General features: G+C 49.9%; 10 protein-coding genes. 2 read left to right on the top strand and 8 right to left on the bottom strand.

Annotated elements, in window-relative coordinates:
- Positions 1-40: 40 nt before the first annotated feature.
- Positions 41-11,107, bottom strand: coding sequence for a Calx-beta domain-containing protein (locus tag F0316_RS19855; RefSeq protein WP_233447424.1), 11,067 nt, complete (start codon positions 11,105-11,107; stop codon positions 41-43).
- A 420-nt stretch (positions 11,108-11,527) separates the two neighbouring features.
- Here F0316_RS19855 and F0316_RS06195 point away from each other — a divergent pair, with 420 nt between their 5' ends.
- Both F0316_RS06195 and F0316_RS06190 read left to right on the top strand, forming a co-directional pair.
- Positions 11,528-12,841, top strand: a complete 1,314-nt coding sequence (locus tag F0316_RS06195; RefSeq protein ID WP_001972764.1) for a TolC family outer membrane protein — start codon at positions 11,528-11,530, stop codon at positions 12,839-12,841.
- Between the two features lies 1 nt (position 12,842).
- Positions 12,843-13,481 (top strand): OmpA family protein, encoded by a 639-nt coding sequence (locus F0316_RS06190; protein ID WP_000023794.1) that lies wholly within the window; start codon positions 12,843-12,845, stop codon positions 13,479-13,481.
- Between the two features lie 135 nt (positions 13,482-13,616).
- On the opposite strand, the gene nspC is transcribed toward F0316_RS06190, so the two are convergent.
- The 7 genes from nspC to F0316_RS06150 all read right to left on the bottom strand — a co-directional run bounded on the left by nspC (position 13,617) and on the right by F0316_RS06150 (position 25,408).
- Positions 13,617-14,750 carry a carboxynorspermidine decarboxylase gene (gene nspC / locus F0316_RS06185; protein ID WP_162807548.1) on the bottom strand — a complete coding sequence of 378 codons (1,134 nt, stop codon included), beginning with the start codon at positions 14,748-14,750 and terminating at the stop codon, positions 13,617-13,619.
- 265 nt (positions 14,751-15,015) lie between these two features.
- Complete coding sequence (locus F0316_RS06180) at positions 15,016-16,260, bottom strand: carboxynorspermidine synthase (protein ID WP_000025716.1); 1,245 nt, start codon at positions 16,258-16,260, stop codon at positions 15,016-15,018.
- Between the two features lie 13 nt (positions 16,261-16,273).
- Positions 16,274-19,159 carry a pyridoxal phosphate-dependent class III aminotransferase gene (locus F0316_RS06175; RefSeq protein WP_149560307.1) on the bottom strand — a complete coding sequence of 962 codons (2,886 nt, stop codon included), beginning with the start codon at positions 19,157-19,159 and terminating at the stop codon, positions 16,274-16,276.
- 597 nt (positions 19,160-19,756) lie between these two features.
- Positions 19,757-20,905: a Na+/H+ antiporter NhaA gene (gene nhaA, locus F0316_RS06165; protein WP_032480680.1), complete on the bottom strand. Its 1,149-nt coding sequence runs from the start codon at positions 20,903-20,905 to the stop codon at positions 19,757-19,759.
- A 278-nt stretch (positions 20,906-21,183) separates the two neighbouring features.
- The gene (locus F0316_RS06160; RefSeq protein WP_149560306.1) at positions 21,184-22,302 is read right to left on the bottom strand and encodes a lipocalin-like domain-containing protein; all 1,119 of its coding nucleotides are present in this window, start codon (positions 22,300-22,302) and stop codon (positions 21,184-21,186) included.
- A complete protein-coding gene (locus tag F0316_RS06155) occupies positions 22,303-24,756 on the bottom strand; it encodes an ABC transporter permease (protein WP_172625970.1) in 2,454 nt (817 codons plus the stop codon). It abuts the gene before it with no gap.
- Positions 24,737-25,408 carry an ABC transporter ATP-binding protein gene (locus F0316_RS06150; RefSeq protein ID WP_095471010.1) on the bottom strand — a complete coding sequence of 224 codons (672 nt, stop codon included), beginning with the start codon at positions 25,406-25,408 and terminating at the stop codon, positions 24,737-24,739. The genes F0316_RS06155 and F0316_RS06150 overlap by 20 nt, the downstream gene beginning before the upstream one ends.
- Between the last annotated feature and the right edge of the window lie 108 nt (positions 25,409-25,516).

Here is a 25,516-nt window from a genome sequence, read left to right as displayed (position 1 = left end):
ATGCATTACGCCAGTCGGCGGGATTTTTATTTAAGCGTGGCTAATCTTTTATCTGGATTATGTTTTCCAATTTGGAGAGTAAATCACCCGCGGTTACTCCATCGAGCTGGATTGTGACATGCTCTGTAGGTCCCTTATTAATAACGATTTCCGAGTTTTGTCCTTTATCAGTAATCTCAATAACATTGCTATTAAGCAGTTGATCTAACGTTCTGGTTTCATCAGAGAACAAATCGCTTAAATCGATCTTGTCTTGGCCAATCGTAAAGTCGGTAATCCTATCTTTACTATTATCTAAATCGCCATCAACCCATTTAAAAAGATCGTCACCTGAGCCACCAGTTAGGATGTCATTGCCAAAGCCACCGATGAGAATGTCGTTGCCTGCGCCACCATCAAGAGTATCGTTTCCTGTACCCCCACGCAGACCATCGTTACCCTCACCACCATAAAGCTGGTCATTACCAGATCCGCCAAACATCAGGTCAACACCACCTTGTCCGTAAATTCGGTCATCACCTCCACCACCGTGAGCAATATCAATGTGAGCCGTGCTAAACGCGGCTGTACTCAGCGCACTATCTTCACCTTGGTCAGGATTCAGTAAAATAGTGCTATCCGGGCCGTTCATAAAGAGTTCAAGTTTAGCTTGGGCGTTGTCGATATTGATCTGAGAGTTGGCGTTGTTATCAAGCAACGCATGGCTATCTCCGAGGAAAATAATGTCATCACCTTTGCCCAAGTAGACACTGTCACCGCCAGCGCCAACATCAACAACAACGCCATCTTGATGTTCTTTAACAAGCGCATTGTCTTTTCCTGCTGGAGCTTGTGACCATAAAAGCTTTTCGTAACTGGTACCAGCAAAGTCTAGGCGAACATCATCAATAATATCCCCCGAAGACTTCACATCGTGCCCTACCACAAAAGTCATGGTGTTGGAACTGACATCCCCATCGTTGTCTTTTAGGGTATAACCGAACTCAAGCTTAATCGCAGGCGTTACAGACGCGCCAAAGAACTGATAGTTACCATCATCCAAATCAACAATCAACGAATGCTTATTATCAATATAAATTGATAACGTTTTAGCCAAGGCGTCAAAATCATACTTGAGTGACGTTGGCTGACCTGATGTGCTAACCGAATGACCATCAAATGAATACGTAATACCCTGGATAGTGATTGTACTAATTACGCCACCATCCGCACCAATACCATAGCCATCACCAGAATTGATCAAATTACCGCCAATCGGTTGAATGACTGATTGCAATAGAATTGGAGGCAACTTATTAACATCAGGTACTACAACGGCATTGGTATCGGACTTTAGATAGCCATCGTAAGCTACCTTGTCCAGCTCACCTTGAGGAACATCATTACCCATACCATAAGCGAGCGCAGTGATCTCCTGAGTTTCTAGATGTTTTATCCAACTCTTTAGCTCATTTCTATTGATAGCGTTTGAATTACCGTCATCATCACCATAAGGTTCGCCGTCAGAGAGGAAATAGCTAACATTAGTAGCTCCTCTTAGTAATCCACCGGTATTGAGACCTGACCAATTGTCTTCTGCTAACTCAATTGCGTGATCGTAATCAGTAGTTCCTTTAGTAGATAGCTCATTAATATGATTTATTGCCTGTTCAACAGTCATCCAGACTGAATTACCTTGTGATTTAACTTCTGCTTCACTGTGGAAAACAATCAATTGAACTTTGGTTTGTCCCATCGCTTGGTATTGTTCTAACAGCTGTTTAGCTGATTCTTTCATCACATCCAGACGACTCTTGCCATTTCCTGCACTGGTATCCATTGAGCCAGAAATGTCTAGAATCAATTGAACATTGGCACCTTGTTTTAGCTCAGACTCTGCAACGTGGAACACTTCTTTCGCAACAGGTGCATCATCTTCAATAACAACAGTGACTTTGCCTGTTCCAATCGCACCTGCAGCGTTTTTCGCCTCAAGTGGGATATTGATAGCCAAGCTATCCTCACCCGACTTATTGGTATGATCAATTGGAGAGTGGAGGGTACTGTGCACTTTACCTTGGTTATCTAAAGTAAATTCAACGACTTTATTACCTCCCGCAGACCCAGTGAGCGTTTGTTTATCCGCAGATAATACCCAACTGATTGCGGCTCCATTCGACGTATAGTTACCAGTGGGTATTCCCATCGATAACTGAGCAACGTTAGACAAATTCAGTTGACCATCTGCACTAGTATTGTTTGTCGTATCTTGGGAATTTGATATTGACGAACCATCAGCAATACCGCCTTGTAATCCCTCTTCTGACATATTAAGTGTCAGCTCACCGATCACTGGTGGAGACATCGGCTTAACAGCAAAACCAAGTTGTGCGCTGTCTCCATCCGCATCTGTGACTTGTACTTTAAAGTCAATATCTGCATCACCTATTGGCGATTTCATATTTTGATACTGATAAAACTCCCACTTACCGGTTGCCGGAGTGAACTCAAGTTTAAACACCAAGTTATTATTGGCATCTTTACCCACTATAGTGTTCGCGCTTTCTGCAACCACATTAACGGGTGATCCGTTGGCTGTCTCTAAAGTCGTTGATTCATTTAATCCAATAAGTTTCAGTGTTCCAGGACCATCAGCCCCCCACTGAGGGATAACGGTACCAGAGCCGTAAGCAATTACTGCGGGTGAATCGGAGCCGATAAACTCAATACTTTTAACAGTAAAGTCACTGTTATCCTTATGAGTAAAGGGCTTACCATTATCTGTAGCTTTGATTACCATCGTATCAAAGCCACCTTGTTGTACTGAGAAATTCTTAGCGTAATTACCGCTGGTTTCTTCAGAAGTAAACACTTGAGTCGCTACAAGCTTACCATCACGCCAGAATTCAACGACTCCACTCTCACGTTCCCCACCGAACATTTTGCTAAATTCAATCTTAGCGCCATAAGCAACGGTATTGGGATCGAGTTTAACTATGATCTCTTCAGAAGCGGTTGTTCCATCAGCAAACTTACGGAAATCAACTTCATTTTCAAGATTATGATAAGGCGAGCTATTGCTACTTACACCTAGCCCCTCAGAACCACCATTGACATATGCATCAACCAGTTTAGAAGAGTTCGCAGATTCAAAACCTTTTGCGGTGATCGTAAACTTACCGCCATCAATAGAAGATTTGTTACCGCTGTAATTGGTTAAATTGAATTTACCTACCAAAACATCAGGGATATCTGCAACTGTTAAAGATACAGGCTCCATCTCAACGGCAATTGGCGCATCGTCTTCGATCGTGACATTGAGTTTAGTATCCGTTGTAGTTTGACCGTCAGAGACCGAAACTGTGATATCAAAGCTAAGGGCATCTTCTACATCTTTTGTAGGGTGATCGATAGGCTCTAACAATTTAACTTCATAGCCCCAATCGCCCTTCGTACTGTCATTTGGCGGGGTGAGGACAACTTCCATCACAGCTTGATAGTTACCAGCAGCTACTGAGCCAGTGAAACCAATCAACGTATGAGAACTTTCATTCCATGCCCATCCCACATTCTCACCTCCAGATGTAATGCCATTTGGACCAGATAACGTTACAGTTACCGCGTCACTATCAACATCGCCTATAGTAATCATGCCAGAAGCAGCAGCACTATTTGTGGTATCTGGAGATCCTTGTTCATCTTTAAGTCCGAGATCTAGGCCTTCCTCTGACACTACAGCTTTAGAGCTAATAGAGACCGTTGGTGGGACGTCGTTGTCGATAATGGTCGTCTGCTTGGTCGCGCTGTCAAGGTTCAGCGCCTCGAACACCGCCTCGCCCTCTGGCGTTTGCACGTCACTCACGCCCACTGTGAACGCTTCGCTGCCTTCCGCCAACTTGTCGTCCACCGTCGCGATGGTGAAGGTCGCCGTCTTGCCGTCGGCGCCCACCACCGCTTGCGCAGTCTCCACAATGTCACCCCCCGACGCCGTGGTGTAGCTGTAGCTTAAGGTGATCACCGTGCCCTCTGGCGCCGCATCACTCAACGTCACGGTGTACTCACCGCTCGTTTCGCCTTCAACGATACGGTCTGGGCCAGTTAACGTCACCGCCACCGTGTCTCTCGGGTTTGGATCCGTTGGGTCGGTTGTCGTCTCGTCGGTGATCACACTGCTCGCTTGTCCAGCGTTGCCTGTCGCCGCCGCCACGTGCTCGAAGCTGTTGTTGGTGTCGGTCACGCCCGTCACTTGAACGTTCAGCGCTTCGCTGCCTTCATTCAACGCATCGTCGGTTGTCTGCACCTTAAAGCTGGCGTTGTTGCTGCCGCCCATCACCGTTACGCTGCTTGGCAACGCACTGGTGTCCGCGCCGCCTGCCGCTGCGCCACTCCAGTTCAGAGCCACTTCCACCGATTGACCCGCTGGCACGCTCACCGCGTTGCCGTCTTTGTCCACTAACGTAATGGTGTACGTCAGTTCGCCACCTTCCGTCACGCTCGCTTGGTCTACGCTGATTTGCGCAAACACCGTGTCTCTCGGGTTTGGATCCGTTGGGTCGGTTGTCGTCTCGTCGGTGATCACACTGCTCGCTTGTCCAGCGTTGCCTGTCGCCGCCGCCACGTGCTCGAAGCTGTTGTTGATGTCGGTCACGCCCGTCACTTGAACGTTCAGCGCTTCGCTGCCTTCATTCAACGCATCGTCGGTTGTCTGCACCTTAAAGCTGGCGTTGCTGCTGCCGCCCATCACCGTTACGCTGCTTGGCAACGCACTGGTGTCCGCGCCGCCTGCCGCTGCGCCACTCCAGTTCAGAGCCACTTCCACCGATTGACCCGCTGGCACGCTCACCGCGTTGCCGTCTTTGTCCACTAACGTAATGGTGTACGTCAGTTCGCCACCTTCCGTCACGCTCGCTTGGTCTACGCTGATTTGCGCAAACACCGTGTCTCTCGGGTTTGGATCCGTTGGGTCGGTTGTCGTCTCGTCGGTGATCACACTGCTCGCTTGTCCAGCGTTGCCTGTCGCCGCCGCCACGTGCTCGAAGCTGTTGTTGGTGTCGGTCACGCCCGTCACTTGAACGTTCAGCGCTTCGCTGCCTTCATTCAACGCATCGTCGGTTGTCTGCACCTTAAAGCTGGCGTTGCTGCTGCCGCCCATCACCGTTACGCTGCTTGGCAACGCACTGGTGTCCGCGCCGCCTGCCGCTGCGCCACTCCAGTTCAGAGCCACTTCCACCGATTGACCCGCTGGCACGCTCACCGCGTTGCCGTCTTTGTCCACTAACGTAATGGTGTACGTCAGTTCGCCACCTTCCGTCACGCTCGCTTGGTCTACGCTGATTTGCGCAAACACCGTGTCTCTCGGGTTTGGATCCGTTGGGTCGGTTGTCGTCTCGTCGGTGATCACACTGCTCGCTTGTCCAGCGTTGCCTGTCGCCGCCGCCACGTGCTCGAAGCTGTTGTTGGTGTCGGTCACGCCCGTCACTTGAACGTTCAGCGCTTCGCTGCCTTCATTCAACGCATCGTCGGTTGTCTGCACCTTAAAGCTGGCGTTGCTGCTGCCGCCCATCACCGTTACGCTGCTTGGCAACGCACTGGTGTCCGCGCCGCCTGCCGCTGCGCCACTCCAGTTCAGAGCCACTTCCACCGATTGACCCGCTGGCACGCTCACCGCGTTGCCGTCTTTGTCCACTAACGTAATGGTGTACGTCAGTTCGCCACCTTCCGTCACGCTCGCTTGGTCTACGCTGATTTGCGCAAACACCGTGTCTCTCGGGTTTGGATCCGTTGGGTCGGTTGTCGTCTCGTCGGTGATCACACTGCTCGCTTGTCCAGCGTTGCCTGTCGCCGCCGCCACGTGCTCGAAGCTGTTGTTGGTGTCGGTCACGCCCGTCACTTGAACGTTCAGCGCTTCGCTGCCTTCATTCAACGCATCGTCGGTTGTCTGCACCTTAAAGCTGGCGTTGTTGCTGCCGCCCATCACCGTTACGCTGCTTGGCAACGCACTGGTGTCCGCGCCGCCTGCCGCTGCGCCACTCCAGTTCAGAGCCACTTCCACCGATTGACCCGCTGGCACGCTCACCGCGTTGCCGTCTTTGTCCACTAACGTAATGGTGTACGTCAGTTCGCCACCTTCCGTCACGCTCGCTTGGTCTACGCTGATTTGCGCAAACACCGTGTCTCTCGGGTTTGGATCCGTTGGGTCGGTTGTCGTCTCGTCGGTGATCACACTGCTCGCTTGTCCAGCGTTGCCTGTCGCCGCCGCCACGTGCTCGAAGCTGTTGTTGGTGTCGGTCACGCCCGTCACTTGAACGTTCAGCGCTTCGCTGCCTTCATTCAACGCATCGTCGGTTGTCTGCACCTTAAAGCTGGCGTTGTTGCTGCCGCCCATCACCGTTACGCTGCTTGGCAACGCACTGGTGTCCGCGCCGCCTGCCGCTGCGCCACTCCAGTTCAGAGCCACTTCCACCGATTGACCCGCTGGCACGCTCACCGCGTTGCCGTCTTTGTCCACTAACGTAATGGTGTACGTCAGTTCGCCACCTTCCGTCAAGCTCGCTTGGTCTACGCTGATTTGCGCAAACACCGTGTCTCTCGGGTTTGGATCCGTTGGGTCGGTTGTCGTCTCGTCGGTGATCACACTGCTCGCTTGTCCAGCGTTGCCTGTCGCCGCCGCCACGTGCTCGAAGCTGTTGTTGATGTCGGTCACGCCCGTCACTTGAACGTTCAGCGCTTCGCTGCCTTCATTCAACGCATCGTCGGTTGTCTGCACCTTAAAGCTGGCGTTGCTGCTGCCGCCCATCACCGTTACGCTGCTTGGCAACGCACTGGTGTCCGCGCCGCCTGCCGCTGCGCCACTCCAGTTCAGAGCCACTTCCACCGATTGACCCGCTGGCACGCTCACCGCGTTGCCGTCTTTGTCCACTAACGTAATGGTGTACGTCAGTTCGCCACCTTCCGTCACGCTCGCTTGGTCTACGCTGATTTGCGCAAACACCGTGTCTCTCGGGTTTGGATCCGTTGGGTCGGTTGTCGTCTCGTCGGTGATCACACTGCTCGCTTGTCCAGCGTTGCCTGTCGCCGCCGCCACGTGCTCGAAGCTGTTGTTGATGTCGGTCACGCCCGTCACTTGAACGTTCAGCGCTTCGCTGCCTTCATTCAACGCATCGTCGGTTGTCTGCACCTTAAAGCTGGCGTTGCTGCTGCCGCCCATCACCGTTACGCTGCTTGGCAACGCACTGGTGTCCGCGCCGCCTGCCGCTGCGCCACTCCAGTTCAGAGCCACTTCCACCGATTGACCCGCTGGCACGCTCACCGCGTTGCCGTCTTTGTCCACTAACGTAATGGTGTACGTCAGTTCGCCACCTTCCGTCACGCTCGCTTGGTCTACGCTGATTTGCGCAAACACCGTGTCTCTCGGGTTTGGATCCGTTGGGTCGGTTGTCGTCTCGTCGGTGATCACACTGCTCGCTTGTCCAGCGTTGCCTGTCGCCGCCGCCACGTGCTCGAAGCTGTTGTTGGTGTCGGTCACGCCCGTCACTTGAACGTTCAGCGCTTCGCTGCCTTCATTCAACGCATCGTCGGTTGTCTGCACCTTAAAGCTGGCGTTGCTGCTGCCGCCCATCACCGTTACGCTGCTTGGCAACGCACTGGTGTCCGCGCCGCCTGCCGCTGCGCCACTCCAGTTCAGAGCCACTTCCACCGATTGACCCGCTGGCACGCTCACCGCGTTGCCGTCTTTGTCCACTAACGTAATGGTGTACGTCAGTTCGCCACCTTCCGTCACGCTCGCTTGGTCTACGCTGATTTGCGCAAACACCGTGTCTCTCGGGTTTGGATCCGTTGGGTCGGTTGTCGTCTCGTCGGTGATCACACTGCTCGCTTGTCCAGCGTTGCCTGTCGCCGCCGCCACGTGCTCGAAGCTGTTGTTGGTGTCGGTCACGCCCGTCACTTGAACGTTCAGCGCTTCGCTGCCTTCATTCAACGCATCGTCGGTTGTCTGCACCTTAAAGCTGGCGTTGCTGCTGCCGCCCATCACCGTTACGCTGCTTGGCAACGCACTGGTGTCCGCGCCGCCTGCCGCTGCGCCACTCCAGTTCAGAGCCACTTCCACCGATTGACCCGCTGGCACGCTCACCGCGTTGCCGTCTTTGTCCACTAACGTAATGGTGTACGTCAGTTCGCCACCTTCCGTCACGCTCGCTTGGTCTACGCTGATTTGCGCAAACACCGTGTCTCTCGGGTTTGGATCCGTTGGGTCGGTTGTCGTCTCGTCGGTGATCACACTGCTCGCTTGTCCAGCGTTGCCTGTCGCCGCCGCCACGTGCTCGAAGCTGTTGTTGGTGTCGGTCACGCCCGTCACTTGAACGTTCAGCGCTTCGCTGCCTTCATTCAACGCATCGTCGGTTGTCTGCACCTTAAAGCTGGCGTTGCTGCTGCCGCCCATCACCGTTACGCTGCTTGGCAACGCACTGGTGTCCGCGCCGCCTGCCGCTGCGCCACTCCAGTTCAGAGCCACTTCCACCGATTGACCCGCTGGCACGCTCACCGCGTTGCCGTCTTTGTCCACTAACGTAATGGTGTACGTCAGTTCGCCACCTTCCGTCACGCTCGCTTGGTCTACGCTGATTTGCGCAAACACCGTGTCTCTCGGGTTTGGATCCGTTGGGTCGGTTGTCGTCTCGTCGGTGATCACACTGCTCGCTTGTCCAGCGTTGCCTGTCGCCGCCGCCACGTGCTCGAAGCTGTTGTTGGTGTCGGTCACGCCCGTCACTTGAACGTTCAGCGCTTCGCTGCCTTCATTCAACGCATCGTCGGTTGTCTGCACCTTAAAGCTGGCGTTGCTGCTGCCGCCCATCACCGTTACGCTGCTTGGCAACGCACTGGTGTCCGCGCCGCCTGCCGCTGCGCCACTCCAGTTCAGAGCCACTTCCACCGATTGACCCGCTGGCACGCTCACCGCGTTGCCGTCTTTGTCCACTAACGTAATGGTGTACGTCAGTTCGCCACCTTCCGTCACGCTCGCTTGGTCTACGCTGATTTGCGCAAACACCGTGTCTCTCGGGTTTGGATCCGTTGGGTCGGTTGTCGTCTCGTCGGTGATCACACTGCTCGCTTGTCCAGCGTTGCCTGTCGCCGCCGCCACGTGCTCGAAGCTGTTGTTGGTGTCGGTCACGCCCGTCACTTGAACGTTCAGCGCTTCGCTGCCTTCATTCAACGCATCGTCGGTTGTCTGCACCTTAAAGCTGGCGTTGCTGCTGCCGCCCATCACCGTTACGCTGCTTGGCAACGCACTGGTGTCCGCGCCGCCTGCCGCTGCGCCACTCCAGTTCAGAGCCACTTCCACCGATTGACCCGCTGGCACGCTCACCGCGTTGCCGTCTTTGTCCACTAACGTAATGGTGTACGTCAGTTCGCCACCTTCCGTCACGCTCGCTTGGTCTACGCTGATTTGCGCAAACACCGTGTCTCTCGGGTTTGGATCCGTTGGGTCGGTTGTCGTCTCGTCGGTGATGGTGGTCTGCTTGCTCGCGTTGTCAAGGTTCAGCGCCTCGAACACCGCCTCGCCCTCTGGCGTTTGCACGTCACTCACGCTCACTGTGAACGCTTCGCTGCCTTCCGCTAACTTGTCATCCACCGTCGCGATGGTGAAGGTCGCCGTCTTGCCGTCGGCGCCCACCACCGCTTGCGCAGTCTCTACAATGTCGTCGCCCGACGCCGTGGTGTAGCTGTAGCTTAAGGTGATCATCGTGCCTTCTGGCGCCGCGTCACTCAATGTCACGGTGTACTCGCCGCTCGTTTCGCCTTCAACGATGCTGTCTGGGCCAGTTAACGTCACCGTCACCGTGTCTTCGGGGCTCGGCGTCGCTTCGTCTGTGATGGTCGCCGTGCCGGTAATCGCCGTCTCTTGCGTCGCGGTCTTGCCACTCAATGCAAAGCTTTCATCGCCTTCAAAAACATTATCATCGGTGGTTTGAACCGAGATGCTGAACGTAGTATCACCAGCTGGGATCGCCACTTCGAAGGTACCATCACCATTGACGGCCACGGTTTGTGTGGTGCCATCTTGATAAGTGATGGTCACTTCGCTACTAGTGAAGTCTGTGCCTGCAGTCGCGCTGCCACCCGCCAATGTCAAAGTGACGGTGGTCGCTATCGTGCTCGCATTGCTCAGACTAACGTCAAACGTGGCGCTTTCCCCTTCTGATACGGTTGGGCTGCTGATGCCCGATACCGCTGGGCGATCGTCTGTGCCGCCGTTGCTGCCATCATCAGTGATGGTCGCTGTACCTGTGACTATGCTATTTGTGCCCGCACCACTTAGGGTGAAGGTCTCATTTCCTTCGTAGATATTGTCATCTATGGTAGAGACTTGAACGCTAAAGCTGTTTGTATTGGTCGGCACTGTTACTTGGAAGGTGCCATCTTCATTAACTGGCACTGTCTGGCTCACACCATTAATAACGACAATAACTGACGTACCATTGAAATCGACACCTTTGGTCGCAGTGTCACCAGCCAGTGTCAGCACAATTGTAGTTTCCGCGGCAGTAGTACCTGATAGGCTCACGGAAAAGGTATTGTTGCTACCTTCGGCTGCGTTATCGCCTGTAATACTGCTAATTACAATGGGAGAGACAGGCTCTTCTGGATCAACTGGTGGAATAGGGGTAATTGGAGCCGTAGGAGCTTGCAGTAGGTTCAGCAAACTCAAGCTTTGCGTTCTTGATAGGCCAATGGCTTCGAAGCCGGATGTATCAAATTGTGTTGACGCGATGGTTTCAACACCATCACGCTCAATGGAGGCGCTACCCGTGATGGATGACCCTTGAAGGCCACCTGCTGCTGGGGCGAGATCATCTAGTGCAGTCGGGTCTGCGTCTTCTTCTAATGCGGCTAAAATCTGCTCTATATCGTCGGTGATCGGCTGGACGTTACCCTCAGCATCCACCAGTTGTGCTACGGGCAGTGGCTCCTGCTCAGGCATCAAATTGTTACTATTCGGGTCGAGGATAATCGCACCTTCAGGAACCGCCTCTCCTGCGTTGATGATCGCGATATTTCCGTTTTTATCAATCACGAGCAGCTGATTTGCTGCTAGATTTGTTAAAGACAACAAAGCATGAATTCCCATATAAAGCCTCAGACCCTAATACTTTTGAGTGTATTGATAATTGACACTCTTCCTTCGCCACAAAATCAGTTCAGATAAACGCTAACTTTAGTTAAAAACATGTTTAAATCTTTACATCACAGACGTACCGCTTATGCTGTCTCATCTAGCAACAACATAAATCTTGAACTAAAGTCACATCACAACACTTTGGAAGTGTTAACTTTATTCCAAAATCATCCACAACTGAAATGATTTAATACTTTTAGTTTACATCGTTATGACTGGTTCACAGGGGTTTATTTAAGTAAATATGTGATACGATTCTCGCGTGCGTCATATTGTTGACGTCAAATATCCTATATGTCTTATAAATGATAATGAATCTGGATTAGACTAAAGGTCATTCATTGAGTAATGGCCCACACTGGGGAGAACGTTTTGAAAGGATTACCATTAAAGGCGATTGCGCTCGCTATCGCATTGAGCAATCCGGTTTCTGCGCAAACGTTGGAGCAAGCTGTATCCATCACGTTGGCATCCAACCCGGAGCTAAAAAGCGCATTTAATCAATTTAAAAGTCGTGAATATGATGCAGAGGCATCGTCAGGCGCTTACTTACCGAAGATCGATCTTGATGCAGGTATCGGTTATGAGGCGATTAATCCTGCAGAATCTAGTGGTAATAGAAACACAGATTTAACCCGTAAAGATGCCACCCTTACCCTCACTCAATTGATTTGGGATGGGTCTGCCACACTGAATGATATGGATAGAACGGCAGCGGAAGCTGAGGCGGATCGCTATCAGTTATTAGCCGATGCCTCTAACATGGCTTTGGAAGTCGCCAAGATTTATCTGGACGCAACCAAAGCTTCTGAAATTCTAACGCTGTCAGAAAACAATCTGGCTATTCATAAAGATATCTACCGCGATATTAAAAAGCGCGCCGATTCAGGGATTGGCTCTACAGCCGATGTGACTCAAGTTGAGGCTCGTTTAGCAAAAGCGCACAGCAACTTGGTGGCTGCACAAAACAATCTTTTTGACATCTACACTCAGTTTCGCCGCTTAGTGGGTCAAGAACCTGTGAGCTTAGAGTTTCCTCGTGCCGATCAAAATGCGATACCTCCGTCATTAGAAAATGCTTTAAATATGGCGCAAGAAAATCATCCTGTGATTAAGGTTGCTCAAGCGGATGTGGATGCAGCACGCTTCCAGTATAAGCAGTCTAAAGCGCCAAATTACCCCACACTCTCTTTCGAAGCGGCTCAAAGCTGGCGTAATGATGCAGGCGGTATTGAGGGCAGCAGTGATGAGCTCAGTGCGATGCTCCGTTTGCGTTACAATCTCTACAATGGCGGCAGTGACAGTGATCGTACAGAAAGTGCGGCTTATCAACTCAATCGTTCCAAGGATCTGCGTGAAAAAACCTTCCGTACCGTTGAGGAAGGGCTTCGCTTATCTTGGAGTGCCTTGGATCTCACTCTGCAACAGAAACAGTTTTTGGCAGATCACGTTGATTCTGCATCCAAAACGGTTGTTTCGTATCGTAAACAGTATCAAATCGGCCAGCGTACATTGCTCGATCTCCTCAACACTGAGAATGAGCTTTTCGAGGCACGCAAGGACTACCTCGATGCACGATATGCTGAACAATATGCAAAATATCGTGTCATGAATGCATCTGGTAACTTGTTAGATGCCTTAAGAGTCGATATCCCGCAGGAATGGACAGCTAAGGTGGAGTACTAATATGTCAATCAAATCATGGGCTCTGCCACTATTTCTTTGCACTGTAACCACGTCGGCATTGGCAAATCAAGGTCAATATACAAAGCACGAAGGTGATGAGTACGACTATCGTCCTACTCCACTCGCGAATCAGATTGCGGATCTGCAAGATGACGATAGAGACGGTGTTATCAATGCTCGCGATCTTTGCCCTGATACACCCAAAGGCTCTGAAATCGATAATGATGGCTGTGGCACCTTTGTCAAATCATCACAGATGCAGCAATTACATATTCTGTTTGCTAATGACTCGAGCTCGATTGAGCCTGCGTTTTTAACGCAAATCCGTCAAATGGCTGAGTTTTTGCAAACCTATCCTTCAACATCTATTGAGTTACAAGGCTACGCGAGCAAAGTAGGCAGCGCGGAACATAACCTTGCCCTCTCTAAGCAGCGTTCAGAAGCGGTTCGTGACCAATTACTGCGTTATGGCGTAGCGCCAGAGCGCGTGAACATTGTCGGATACGGGGATAGCGTTTTGGAAGTAGAAGGTACCGATGATGTGAGTCACGCTCGTAACCGTCGTGTTACTGCAACGGTTGTTGGCTACAAAGGTGAAGTGGTCAAAGAGTGGACGATTTTTACGACACTTCCTATGTAATCACTATCTTCACACATCAAAAAGCCGTGATTACTCACGGCTTTTTTGTTGTTTTTTATTGGCTATCGCCACCAAGGGTGAGTAATCCTAATCGCTTAACCTCACCGCTTCGAGTCCAGACAAAATATGTACTCGCTACTCAATTGACCATAAAGATAAGGTGCGTTTGAAATCCTCATAGCCAAACTGGTTGATCTTCTGGATTTGGCCATTTTTGCGCTCACAATAAACCGACGGCATTTTCAGGCCATTGAACCAATTGAGTTTAACCATGGTGTAACCCGCGCTGTCCAGGATATGCAGTTTCTGCCCGACCTGAAGCGGCTCATCAAACTTAGCCACACAGAACTGATCGCCCGCTAAGCAAGAACAAGAGCCAATCACATATTCGTGCTGTCCGTTGTCACTGGCTTCCAACACCGATGCAGGCTCTTTATAGATCAGCGTATCTAAGCGGTGCGCTTCCGTTGCGGAATCGACAATCGCGGTTTTCATCCCATTTTCCACAATGTCTACCACTGTCACCACAAGATCCGTGGTTTTGGTAATGATCGCCTCACCCGGTTCAAGATAGAGCTGAACAGCGTGACGCTCAGCAAACGCTTTCAGTGCTGCGCCCAATTTCTCAACATCGTAACCTGGCCAAGTAAAGAAGACGCCCCCACCTAGACTCACCCAGTCTAATTTATCGAGATAACGACCAAAACGTTCGGAAATGGCATCCAGTAAGCCAATAAAGGCATCAACGTCTTTATTTTCACAGTTCATATGGAACATCACGCCATTAATCGAATCGAAGACACTTTCATCGATATGATCGGCCTGTACCCCTAAACGTGAAAACTGACGCGCGGGATTAGCAAGGTCTTGACCTGCATAGCTGACGCCGGGGTTGATACGCAAACCTAGCGATGCTTTGCCTTCCACAAGATGGCGATAAGCGGCCAGTTGCGATTGTGAGTTGAAGATCATTTTGTCACAAATATCAATGACTTCTTTTACATCCTCTTCACTGTAACCTACTGAGTAAGCATGAGTTTCACCACCGAAAGTTTCATAGCCTAGTTTCACTTCAAACGGACCCGAACTGGTTGTGCCATCCAGATAGGGTTTGATGATGTCAAAAACCCCCCAAGTTGAAAAACACTTCAGTGCCAACACCATCTTCACACCCGAAATTTCCTTCAGGTGCTTAGCAATTTCTAGGTTAGCGATGAGTTTTGCTTCATCAATCATGAAGTATGGGGTTTTCAATTCGTCTTTTAGCATGTTTGTTCCTATATCCTGCAATGTTTCCATTCATGCTTGTGATGGCAAATATCTCGATAACAAGAATGGAAAAACAGCCATAACCCTTCGGTTATAGCTGTTTATACCCAAACTACTTGGAGTTGCAGGTAGGGGGCAAGTGAGTTCATCCCCATGAGCATAGATACACTATGTGATTGGGGTGAACGAACGTAGCCAACACCGCTGCCGCTTCAAGTAGGAAGGGTATAGAGTTAATCACTGAGGTTTTCACTCTCAGTGTGCATTATTTCACCACTTGAATATCTGGCTGTCCGGGCTCCAGTTCCATCACATCCCAGCCTAGACCGATCGATGGCATCGTTTCTAGGAAAGGATCAGGATTAAGCTGCTCCATATTGAATACACCCGGCTCTGCCCATTCACCACGGAAAAACTGCAATGCCGCGGTAATCGCAGGCACACCCGTTGTATAGGCAATCGCTTGGTGCTCCACATCATGGTAAGCCACTTCATGATCAGCATGGTTATAGATGAAAACGCTACGCGCTTTACCGTCTTTTTTGCCCTGTACCCAAGTACCAATGCAGGTCAGACCTTTGTATCCCGGCGCAAGCGATGTGGGGTCGGGCAACATCGCTTTCAATACTTGCAGGGGCTTAACAACCGTTCCATCTTGCAGAGTCAGAGGCTCAGGGCTCAATAAGCCAATATCACGCATCACATTGAAATAATTCAAGTAGCGATCACCAAAACCCATCCAGAACTCAATGCGCTTGGCAGGAATGAACTCTTTCAGCGAACGCAGCTCATCATGCGACATGGAGTACACTTTGAATTTGCCACATTTAGGGAAATCAAACTCCAACATCCGAGTATGGCAAGGTACGCGTTTCCACTCCCCTGCATCCCAATAGATGGAGTCACCCTGAATTTCCAATAGGTTGGTTTCAGGGTCAAAGTTCGTCGCAAACTTCTTGCCGTGATCGCCAGCGTTAATGTCTAAAACGTCAATGGTGTCGATTTCATCGAACAGATATTTCGCTGCGTAGGCCGCAAATACGCTGACTACACCCGGATCAAAACCTGCACTTAAAATCGCGGTGATACCGGCTTGCTTAAATTTGTCGCGAAACGCCCATTGTGCGTCATACGCCTCAGGTACTTGCTGGCCTTTGGAACAGAGATCGACCGAAACGGAGGTGTCCAAATAGGAAACTTTCGCTTGGTAACACGCTTCCATAATGGCGACGTTGACCCATGGTGGCCCAGCATTAATGACTAAATCTGGTTTTACTTCATTAATCAGTTTCACCAGTGATTCGATATCATCCGCGTTAACCTGACGCGCTTCTAGTTTCTTGGAAGAGTCTTTAAGGTTGTTTTTACCCTTAATCGACTCAATGATTTTTTCACACTTCGCAATCGAGCGAGACGCAATAGTAATATCACCCAGCACATCGTTGTTTTGTGCGGCTTTGTGCGCCACCACCCAACCAACACCGCCTGCACCAATCTGTAGAATAGACATAGTTCCTTTACCTTTAGTTCGCTAGCTCAGCAGCTAGAGCTTCAATTTTAGCCAGTAGAGAGTCGAAATCCGACATCGTCAAGCATGGGTTCAAGATTGTGAATTTTAAGGCCGTTTTGCCATCCACTATGGTTTCGCCAAGCACAGCGACACCACGTACCAGCGCCTGTAGACGAACGGCTTTGTTCAATTCATCCAGATCAGCAGCTTGTTCATTTACCGCGCGGAATAACACGGTAGACAAAGATGGCTCAGCTAAAAGCTCGAAGCTTTGATGCTGACGTACCAGTTCCGCCACCTGCAATGTTTGAGCGAGCAGGTGATCGTACATGGCGCCCAGTTGTTTAGGTCCCACGTTTTGCATGGTCATAAACACTTTTAGGGCATCAAAACGTTTAGTAGTCGAAATCGATTTATCGACTAGGTTTGGCAGCGTATCGTGCTCACGGTTTAGGTAATCTGCATGGTGCAGCAGATACTTAAAGTTATGCTTGTCTTTGAGCAGCAATGCGCCACAGCTAATGGTTTGGAAAAACAGCTTATGGAAATCCACACTGATGGATTGAGCGCGCTCGATGCCATTGAGGCGATCTTTATGACTGCTCAGGATCAGCGCGCCACCATAGGCACTGTCCACATGCATCCACAGTGCGTGCTTCTCAGCCACATCGGCGATCGTCACCAGATCATCAATCGCACCGTGGTCGGTAGTGCCTGCGGTACCCACAATGGCAAAGGGAATCAGCCCTTCAGCTTTGGCTTGTTCAACCACAGCTTCGAGCTTAGTCATATCCATCGTGCCATTAGGTAGTGCGTCAACAGCAAGAATGGCTTTCTCACCGAGGCCCATCCAAGATGCCGATTTTTGTACCGTGAAATGTGATTTCTTCGAGCACACAATACGCAGTTTGTCCGCATACTCAGGTAGACCCAATTTCTGGATTGAATGGCCACTGAGCTTATCGGCGATCCAGTCACGAGCGAGCATTAAGCCCATCTGGTTGCTTTGCGTGCCACCGCTGGTGAAAATACCGTCCGCTTGCGCGCCCAGTTCATACTTTTCACACATCCAATCCACCACTTTCTGCTCAACAAAGGTTGCTGCAGAAGATTGATCCCATGAGTCCATGGATTGGTTCAATGACGCAATAATGGCTTCAGCAACAACGGAAGGCATTAAGGGTGGCGTGTGCAAATGCGCGATACAGTCAGGGTGTTGAACCATGATGGAGTTCTTCGCGATCAACTCTGCGGTCTCAGAGATAACTTCTTTTAGTGAAGCATTTTTGTTATCTAGATCCACCGCGTAAATCGCTTCTTCCAGCACTTTAGGATCAAGGCCTGAATAGGGTGCTTTCACCTCTTCAAACACGGCTTTCATCGCAGCGGTCGTATGGTTCATCACTTGTGAGAACTCTTGGCTGCCCATGTGGCCAGTGTGAATAAAGTGTTTTTTCCACTCTTGGTTAACTTGCTCAGGATCTTTTTTGCCGCCGCCTGCAGCAAGAATCGCCTCTTCAAGCACGCGTAACGCGAAATCGAGCTGTTCAAACGAGATGATGACTGGTGGCAAGAAACGAATCACGGAACCATCACGGCCGCCTTTTTCTACCATCAAGCCGCGCTCAAGTGCCGCACGTTGAATTGCCAGTGTCAGTTGTGGTGCTGATTTTGGCTCACCAAACTTGTTCAGTTCGCCGCTTGGATCTTTAATCTCAAGACCGAGCATCAAGCCTTTACCACGTACTTCAGCAACACAGTTGACTCGGCTTTGGATTTTTTCTAGGCCAGCGCGTAGGTATTGACCCGCAATACGCGCGTGCTCAACGAGGTTATCACGCTGAATGATTTCAAGCGCTTTAGCGCCAGATACCATTGCAAGCTGGTTGCCACGGAAGGTTCCGGTGTGCTCGCCCGGACGCCATGTGTCGTGCTTTTTGTTGATAACCAGAATCGACATGGGTAAACCGCCGCCGATCGCTTTTGATAAGCAAAGCACATCAGGAATAATGCCGGACTCTTCAAATGCAAAGTTGTGGCCTGTTTTGCCTACACCACATTGGATTTCGTCAAAGATCAACAGGATGCCATGCTCATCACAAATGCGGCGCAGTTCGCGCAACCAGAATGCTGGCGCAGGTATAACACCACCCTCACCTTGTACGGGTTCAACGATGATCGCAGCAGGTTTCATGATCCCCGCTTCATCATCATTCAGCAGACGTTCGATGTAGCGGATACTGGCTTTCGCCCCCTCATCACCCCCTAAACCAAACGGACAGCGTAAGCTGTACGGGAAAGGCATAAAGTGCACATCAGACATCAAGCCCGTACGGCGCGCTTTGGTATTGAGGTTACCCATCATCCCCATCGTGCCGTTAGTCATACCGTGGTAGGCACCACGGAAGGCAAACATGGTGTTACGACCCGTGGTTTGTTTGGCAAGCTTAATTGCAGCCTCAACCGCATCGGCACCCGATGGGCCACAGAACTGGATCACACAATCTTCACCCAAGGCCTTAGGCAAAAAGCCTTTCACGGTCTTGATGAAATGGGTTTTCGCTTCGGTTGCAATATCCAGAGTTTGGTATGGCAGACCAGAGTCGAGTTGTGCTTTCAGTGCTTGATTGATTTCTGGATGGTTATAACCGAGCACCAAAGTACCTGCACCGGCTAAGCAATCCAAGAAAATCTGCCCACGCGTATCTTCCACCAAACAGCCATAGGCTTGCTTAATGGCAATAGGAATACGGCGTGGATAAGAACGCACTTCAGATTCATGCGCAGCTTGATCAAGCAGCACTTGGTCTGGAGTGAGATCGTAAAGACCGTCTAGCAACGGCACTTGAGTTGAAAACAGAGTTGCGATTTGGTTATCGACTTCAAAGGCTGTACTCATCTTTTTTCCCCTTGAGATGATTCGTTTCCGCCTTTCCGGTTTAGGTTATGGAAATGGCGAATAGCAAAATGCTCCGCGTTTGCGCATAGGCAAGCCGGAATGTGGGTCATCGCTTGGATGACGAATTGCTAAATCAGAGAATCAAGGTTCAGTAATGCTACTGTCCTGTTGAACAGGGCATAAAGGAAGTACAAAGCTGATTAATGTGTATAAGTTAAGTGAGTTCAATGTTGGGTTTCCCATTCACATGCCGCTCCGCAGCAAGAGTATCCCGTCTATCGACAAAAGGACTTGTCGATACCTACCCTACGTGGTGTCACAATCAGCCTGAATGGTCACCACGCGTGTCCCCCAGAAGCTCAGTCCGAGATTGGCGCGAACCTTATCATAAAAAGAAAGTCAAGCGCAATCGTTTTTAATAATTATTCGCATCGGTTGCATAGCCTTATTGATATGAATGGTTATAAGAATTTCTGCACTTTAACTTCACTCTAGGTTCTCAATTGAGTTGCAAACTCAGCACACTGTCATAGTGTGAAACTACAAAAAAGCCCCCGCATTGCGGAGGCTAGAATTGTTCAAAGCCTGATGAAATGATTACGCTTTTTTGAGCGGCAGAGAGAGTCGCAGTAAAGAATAACCAAGTAATGCCGCGGTGGTTGACCCCATTAAAATACCTAAGCGCGCATAAGTATCATAAGCTTCATTCGCTTGACCAAAGGCCAGTGATGAAATGAAGATCGACATAGTAAAACCAATACCACACAGTACCGATACTGCAAAAATATGCTTGAAGTTGATCCCTTCTGGCAGTTTTGCTACCCCGAGTTTGACCGCGGCCCAACTGAAGCTAAAGATGCCGAGTGGTTTACCAAGGAGCAGACCCAGCGCTACACCCAGTGGCAGCATAGAAGTAAGCCCTGCTAATGACACGCCTTGCAGTGAGATACCAGCATTCGCAAAAGCAAACACAGGTAAAATCGCAAAGGCAACATAAGGATGCAGTGCATGCTCAAGGTGTTTCAACGGTGAATGCTCACCCTTATTGCCTTTCAGCGGGATAGCAAAACCGATCACTACTCCAGCCAATGTGGCGTGAACACCCGACTTTAATACGGCGATCCATAGGATGAGACCTGCCACCAAATAAATACTCAATTTAGTGACGTGCTTGGCATTAAGCATAAACAGCACACCCGTCATGATAAAGCCGATGGTGAGTGCAATGGTTGATAAATCACTGCTGTAAAACAGAGCGATGATCACTACTACGCCAAGGTCATCAATAATCGCCAGCGCCAGCAGAAACACTTTCAAACTCACAGGCACACGCTTACCCAGTAGCGCCATGATCCCGAGCGCAAACGCAATATCGGTGGCCGCAGGAATCGCCCAACCTTGAATGGCAGCCGGATCGTTAAAGTTGAAGGCTACATAGATTAATGCAGGAGCGAGCATACCGCCTACCGCCGCTATCGCAGGGAAAATCGCCGTTTCACGGGATTTCAGCGCCCCTTCCAGCAGTTCACGTTTGACCTCTAAACCGATCAATAAGAAAAACACCGCCATTAGGCCATCATTAATCCAGTGTGAAACCGACATACCAAAGACATAGGTATGTAAAAATGCTTGGTACCCTTCACCCATTGCTGAATTGGCAATGACCATAGCAATGGCCGCCGCAATCACCAGCAGAATGCCCCCCGCAGATTCCATCTTGAAGAAATCTCGAATCATGTCAGACATAGGTTTGTCCTTAAATTATGTTAATAATTGATTAACAAAAGAATGTTCCAGAGTGTAGCTAGGCTTAGTGTAATGGAAAAATCGATTGTAATGAGGATTTACTTCGGTTTTTTCGAATCCATGAGTATTTCACTGCGAATTTCACCTTAATTGAGTATAGACAGTCTCAGTTTCATACCAAGATCAAAAATAGTAACTGATTGTTTTATCTTGTTCTCATAACCAAAAAAGCGCTTAACGCGCCTTTTTGTCAAACCCTAAATAATCATCACAGGAAATTAATAGCCTGATAACTGCATAAAACCGGTCTGATTGTGGCTTCCAAGCACTTTAATACGCCCTTCCCAATACGGAATTAAGAATGTCTGCCAAGCGTCACGATCCAATGGCTCAATAGATACATTCACTTGATACTTAGGAATCGCTAACCGCCAACGTAGAGGGACTCGCTTTCCATTACTCAATGAAGAGGAAGAAAGCGCTTCGAGTTGAATATCCTGATTCAACAACGCGACACTCTTACCGTTGAGGTTATGCAGCATGCCGTACACAGAATCTGGCACTCCACGGTGGCGAAAGCGATTCACCGTCAACCACTGCTTATCATTGAGTGGGATGACGAAACTATCCGTGCCCGCCAGATCGTTAGCGACTAACTCACTGCCCCACTCTTTACTCAACCAAGCGCGTCCGCGGACTCTCAATGCGGGTAGCTCAGGACTTACCACCAAATCGCCATGAACTGCGATATAGGGCAGTTGAAACTGGTAACTCGCAAGAGAAAGCAGTTCTTGTTTGACCTGATAACCGCGCTCCCCCGATAACACATAAGGACCAAGCGCACGCAGTTGCAGATTTAGGGCGAAGTGATCGGCGCTGAGGTGCAAATTACCGGGTAAAGGCCCTATGCCCAATGAACGCCAAGTCCAGTTATCAATCCACATCCGAAAAGGCTGATCGCCCATTCCGGCTTGACCAATGCCGCCACGAGCTATTTTTTGATCGCGTAGGCTCACTTTCTTGCCATTAATCACGATAGAAGAAAAATAAAGCTGAGGCGTCTGCCATCCTAACGTATCACGCTCATCTTGCGCCAAACGCAACAAGTTCCATTGCACACTGAACGGATTGCCTTGTTCATCCTCCAGCAACGCGTATAGCTTCCACCACTCTTGTTCAAATTCAGGGCGAGAGGCAAAATCAGCCGGTAAACGAACGGGATGATTGGGTAAAACGGGTTCAAACACTGCCTGTACCGTCGAGTGTTCAGGATCAGCCGAGTGCAGTAACATGCTGTGATACTCATCCTGCTCATAGCCAATAAAGCCCACCATAAAAAACAGAGCGCCAAGGCAGAGCCATACCCAAGGTTTCAAGCGCAAACGAAAGCGGCGCATTTACAAAGCCTCTCGCAGTGATTTCATCGGTGATTTTCTTGCCAAGCGAATAATCGGCAAAGCGCCCGCCAAAATTAAAGCCATCATAGACCACACCACTGTGTACACATACTCTCCCGGCACCATTTGCAACTGCATAGTCCATCCAAACGAATGTTTGATCACCACATCAATCACTAATTTGGCCAAAGTTAATCCCAAAGGCAGTGCAATCAATAAAGAGATAGCGCCGAAAACAAATAACTGCATTCCGCCGATCAGCACCAGCTCTTTGCCTGACACACCAAGGCAACGCAACAAAGAGATATGGCGTAAACGCGATGTTTCTCCCGCTAGAGTTGAGAAGAAAATGCCACAGACGGCGATAAATAAGGTGATATTGCCCAGCGTTCCCGCAATCGAAAACGTGCGATCAAAAACCCGCATCGCATGGCTATGAATATTGGTGTTATCAAAGATACGATCCGCATCCAGCCTGAAAATGGTATCAAGGCGTTTTTTGACGCTTTCTCCGGTGAGCCCTTCTTTGAGCACAACCGCCAAAGCCACGTTGCCAGTGCCGGCAAAGGCTTTCATCCAGTTTTGATGGGACATCATCACTTGATGATAAGGATTGCCGTAATCGTAATAGACCCCAAAAACCGCCCACCCCGAGCCCATCGGCTCCGGTAAATCGATCAGGTCACCGGGGCGAATCCCAAGCTTCAACGCCATCGATTCACTGATCATTACCCCCCGAGCATGATGCAAATGGTACCAATAATTAGGCACTCCCAGTTTGACGGTGAGTGAGTCTAGCTCACCATCCGAAGCGCCCGTACTGACGATTTGTACTGGCCCGTGTTGCGATGCGAAATCTTTTTCCCAACGCCACCAAACCGCATCAACTTCAGGTTGCTGGCCAAGCCATTGGCTCATACGAGAAGCGACACTGTTACTCGGATAAAGGTAGATATCGGCCGCAAGGCGCTGGCTCAGCCAGCGATCTGTGGTGTCTCGGAAACTTCCGACCATGGTTTCAACACCAATATTGGCCGCTAAAGCGACCATAAATGCCATCGTGGCGACACCACGATAACTCATACTCGCGGCGGCATCGGCAAAAAACCAACGCACTTTGACCCAGCGCAGCGTGTAAGAAAAGCTGGTGAATAACGTCCAGATAATGTAGGGAGTAAACAGCGCAACGCTCAGCAGCATTAAGCCAATAATCGCAAACCCTGATTGCTGACTTTTCGGGGCTTGATAAATCGCGACCGCCGCCACACACAAAGCACAGGCCAATAGCGCTTGTAGCTTAAACTCTTTCCCCGCAAAGCGAACCAGTGACAGGCGTGCCGATAAGCGAATGGGTTGAGAACGCAACAAACGCACCAAAGGCCATGTACAAGAAGCAAAGGCCGCCAATAGTGCCATTAAAAGACTGTAACTGCTCCATGACCAATCCCAACCAATCGCTAAGTCCACATTGGCGTTATACAGATAACCCAAACTGCTCGCGACAGATGGAATTAATTGATTGGCAAGCAGTAAACCCAAGACGTTACCGCATACCCAACTCACCAATACCAATACCAACAGTTCAATCAGCAATGCTTTGGCCAGTTGCCAACCATTAACACCAATTTGTCTTAGCGTGCCCACCAAAGGCTGACGCTGCACCATGGACAGTGACATCGCTTGATAGAAAATAAAGATACCGACTAAAAAGGCCAACATGCCCATCGCGGTTAAGTTGAGATGGAAAGCTTGCGTTAAAGACTCCAACTCTGAACGTGTACTTCGGGTGAGCGTTAAGCCATTGGGCAAGCTTTTTTTCAGTTTATCGAGCTTGGCCGGTGGCATATCCGCACACGCGATCACCGTCAATCCAGAGCCTTTTTTGAGCATACGGACCAAAGATAGGTCGGCCACTACTCGCATTCCCGTGACTTGGTTATGTCTATCAATCACAATCGGGCCAAGCTGAGAACCATCCGTCAGCGCAATGTAGCCCCCTTCTTGCCAATCTTGCAGTTTGGCTAGCTCTTGGCTCACCATCACCGGATATGGTGAGTTCATTAGTTGCAAACCACTTTGTTGAGCTAAAGGCTTGCCGTTGTCGAGAGAGAGTAGAGCGACGGGATCAACCCCTTGTAAAATCAGATCTAAACCTGAGGTAGTACTAAAACGGTAATCATCGAAAGGTACACACTGCTGAAAACCGTCACGACGTAACTGAATATATAAGCCTTGCGGAATTTTATTAGCAATATGCTTGGAGCGGATACGATAGGGTAAAGGATTAGAAAATAGCTTCTCACCATGCTCATAACTTTGTCTGGCATGATGGTTAATGGCTGTAACGCCCACCAATAGAGAGACACCGAGAGTCAGACCAAGCCAGACCAGACAAATCTGTAATGGATAGCGACGATAATGACCCAATAGCGCCTTAACTACGGGCCATAACATGCAGCTGTCCTCCTTGCAGACGAATACAGCCATCCATATGCTGCGCAACTTTTTCACTGTGCGTCACCAAAAGCAAAGCACAATTGAGCTGACGAGTCAGAGTCGTGAGCAAGCGCATTACCGCTTCGGCATTGCGTTCATCTAAGCTGCCGGTCGGCTCATCAGCAAGTAAAATTTTCGGTTCCATATACAAAGCGCGCGCAATCGCCGCTCTTTGTTGTTGACCACCAGACACCTCTTCTGGGTAACGACCCAACAAAGGCATAAGATCGAGAGCCGACAGAATTTGTCGCCACAAACTGGCATCTTCAGGTAAGCCTTTCAGTTGACGACAGAAACGAATGTTATCGGCAATGTTGAGTGTGGGTAGCAAGTTATATTGCTGGAAGATTTGGCCAATATTGTCACGACGAAATGCCGTGCGATGGTGCTCAGAAGTGTGATGCATGGGAAATCCGGGAAACCAGATTTCCCCCGAGTCAGCACTATCCAGACCGGCGATCAAGTTCAGTAGAGTACTTTTACCAGATCCACTCTCGCCCATGAGCGCCAACTGATCGCCTTGGTTCAACGTCAACTCAGCTCCCTGCAAAACAGGATGAAATTCATCACCATCTACATAGCCTTTGCATAGGTCTATTAGCTGTAACATCGAACCACTCATTGCCGAAAATGAAACCGGACACAGAATCTACACCAAAACCCTAAGCGTAGAAAGTATTTTGGCTAGCAGATCACACTATATGCATTAATTTGCTGC

It is taken from the genome of Vibrio cholerae (assembly GCF_008369605.1).
GTDB classification, from domain to species: Bacteria; Pseudomonadota; Gammaproteobacteria; order Enterobacterales; family Vibrionaceae; genus Vibrio; species Vibrio cholerae.
This window is presented reverse-complemented; position numbering and strand designations above follow the sequence as displayed.

Bases quoted from the DNA above. Each gene is read 5' to 3' on its own strand.
- F0316_RS06180 (WP_000025716.1), bottom strand. From the start codon at position 16,260: ATGTCTATTCTACAGATTGGTGCAGGCGGTGTTGGTTGGGTGGTGGCG.
- F0316_RS06155 (WP_172625970.1), bottom strand. From the start codon at position 24,756: ATGTTATGGCCCGTAGTTAAGGCGCTATTGGGTCATTATCGTCGCTAT.
- F0316_RS06190 (WP_000023794.1), top strand. From the start codon at position 12,843: ATGTCAATCAAATCATGGGCTCTGCCACTATTTCTTTGCACTGTAACC.
- nhaA (WP_032480680.1), bottom strand. From the start codon at position 20,905: ATGTCTGACATGATTCGAGATTTCTTCAAGATGGAATCTGCGGGGGGC.
- nspC (WP_162807548.1), bottom strand. From the start codon at position 14,750: ATGCTAAAAGACGAATTGAAAACCCCATACTTCATGATTGATGAAGCA.
- F0316_RS19855 (WP_233447424.1), bottom strand. From the start codon at position 11,107: ATGGGAATTCATGCTTTGTTGTCTTTAACAAATCTAGCAGCAAATCAG.
- F0316_RS06150 (WP_095471010.1), bottom strand. From the start codon at position 25,408: ATGTTACAGCTAATAGACCTATGCAAAGGCTATGTAGATGGTGATGAA.
- F0316_RS06160 (WP_149560306.1), bottom strand. From the start codon at position 22,302: ATGCGCCGCTTTCGTTTGCGCTTGAAACCTTGGGTATGGCTCTGCCTT.
- F0316_RS06175 (WP_149560307.1), bottom strand. From the start codon at position 19,159: ATGAGTACAGCCTTTGAAGTCGATAACCAAATCGCAACTCTGTTTTCA.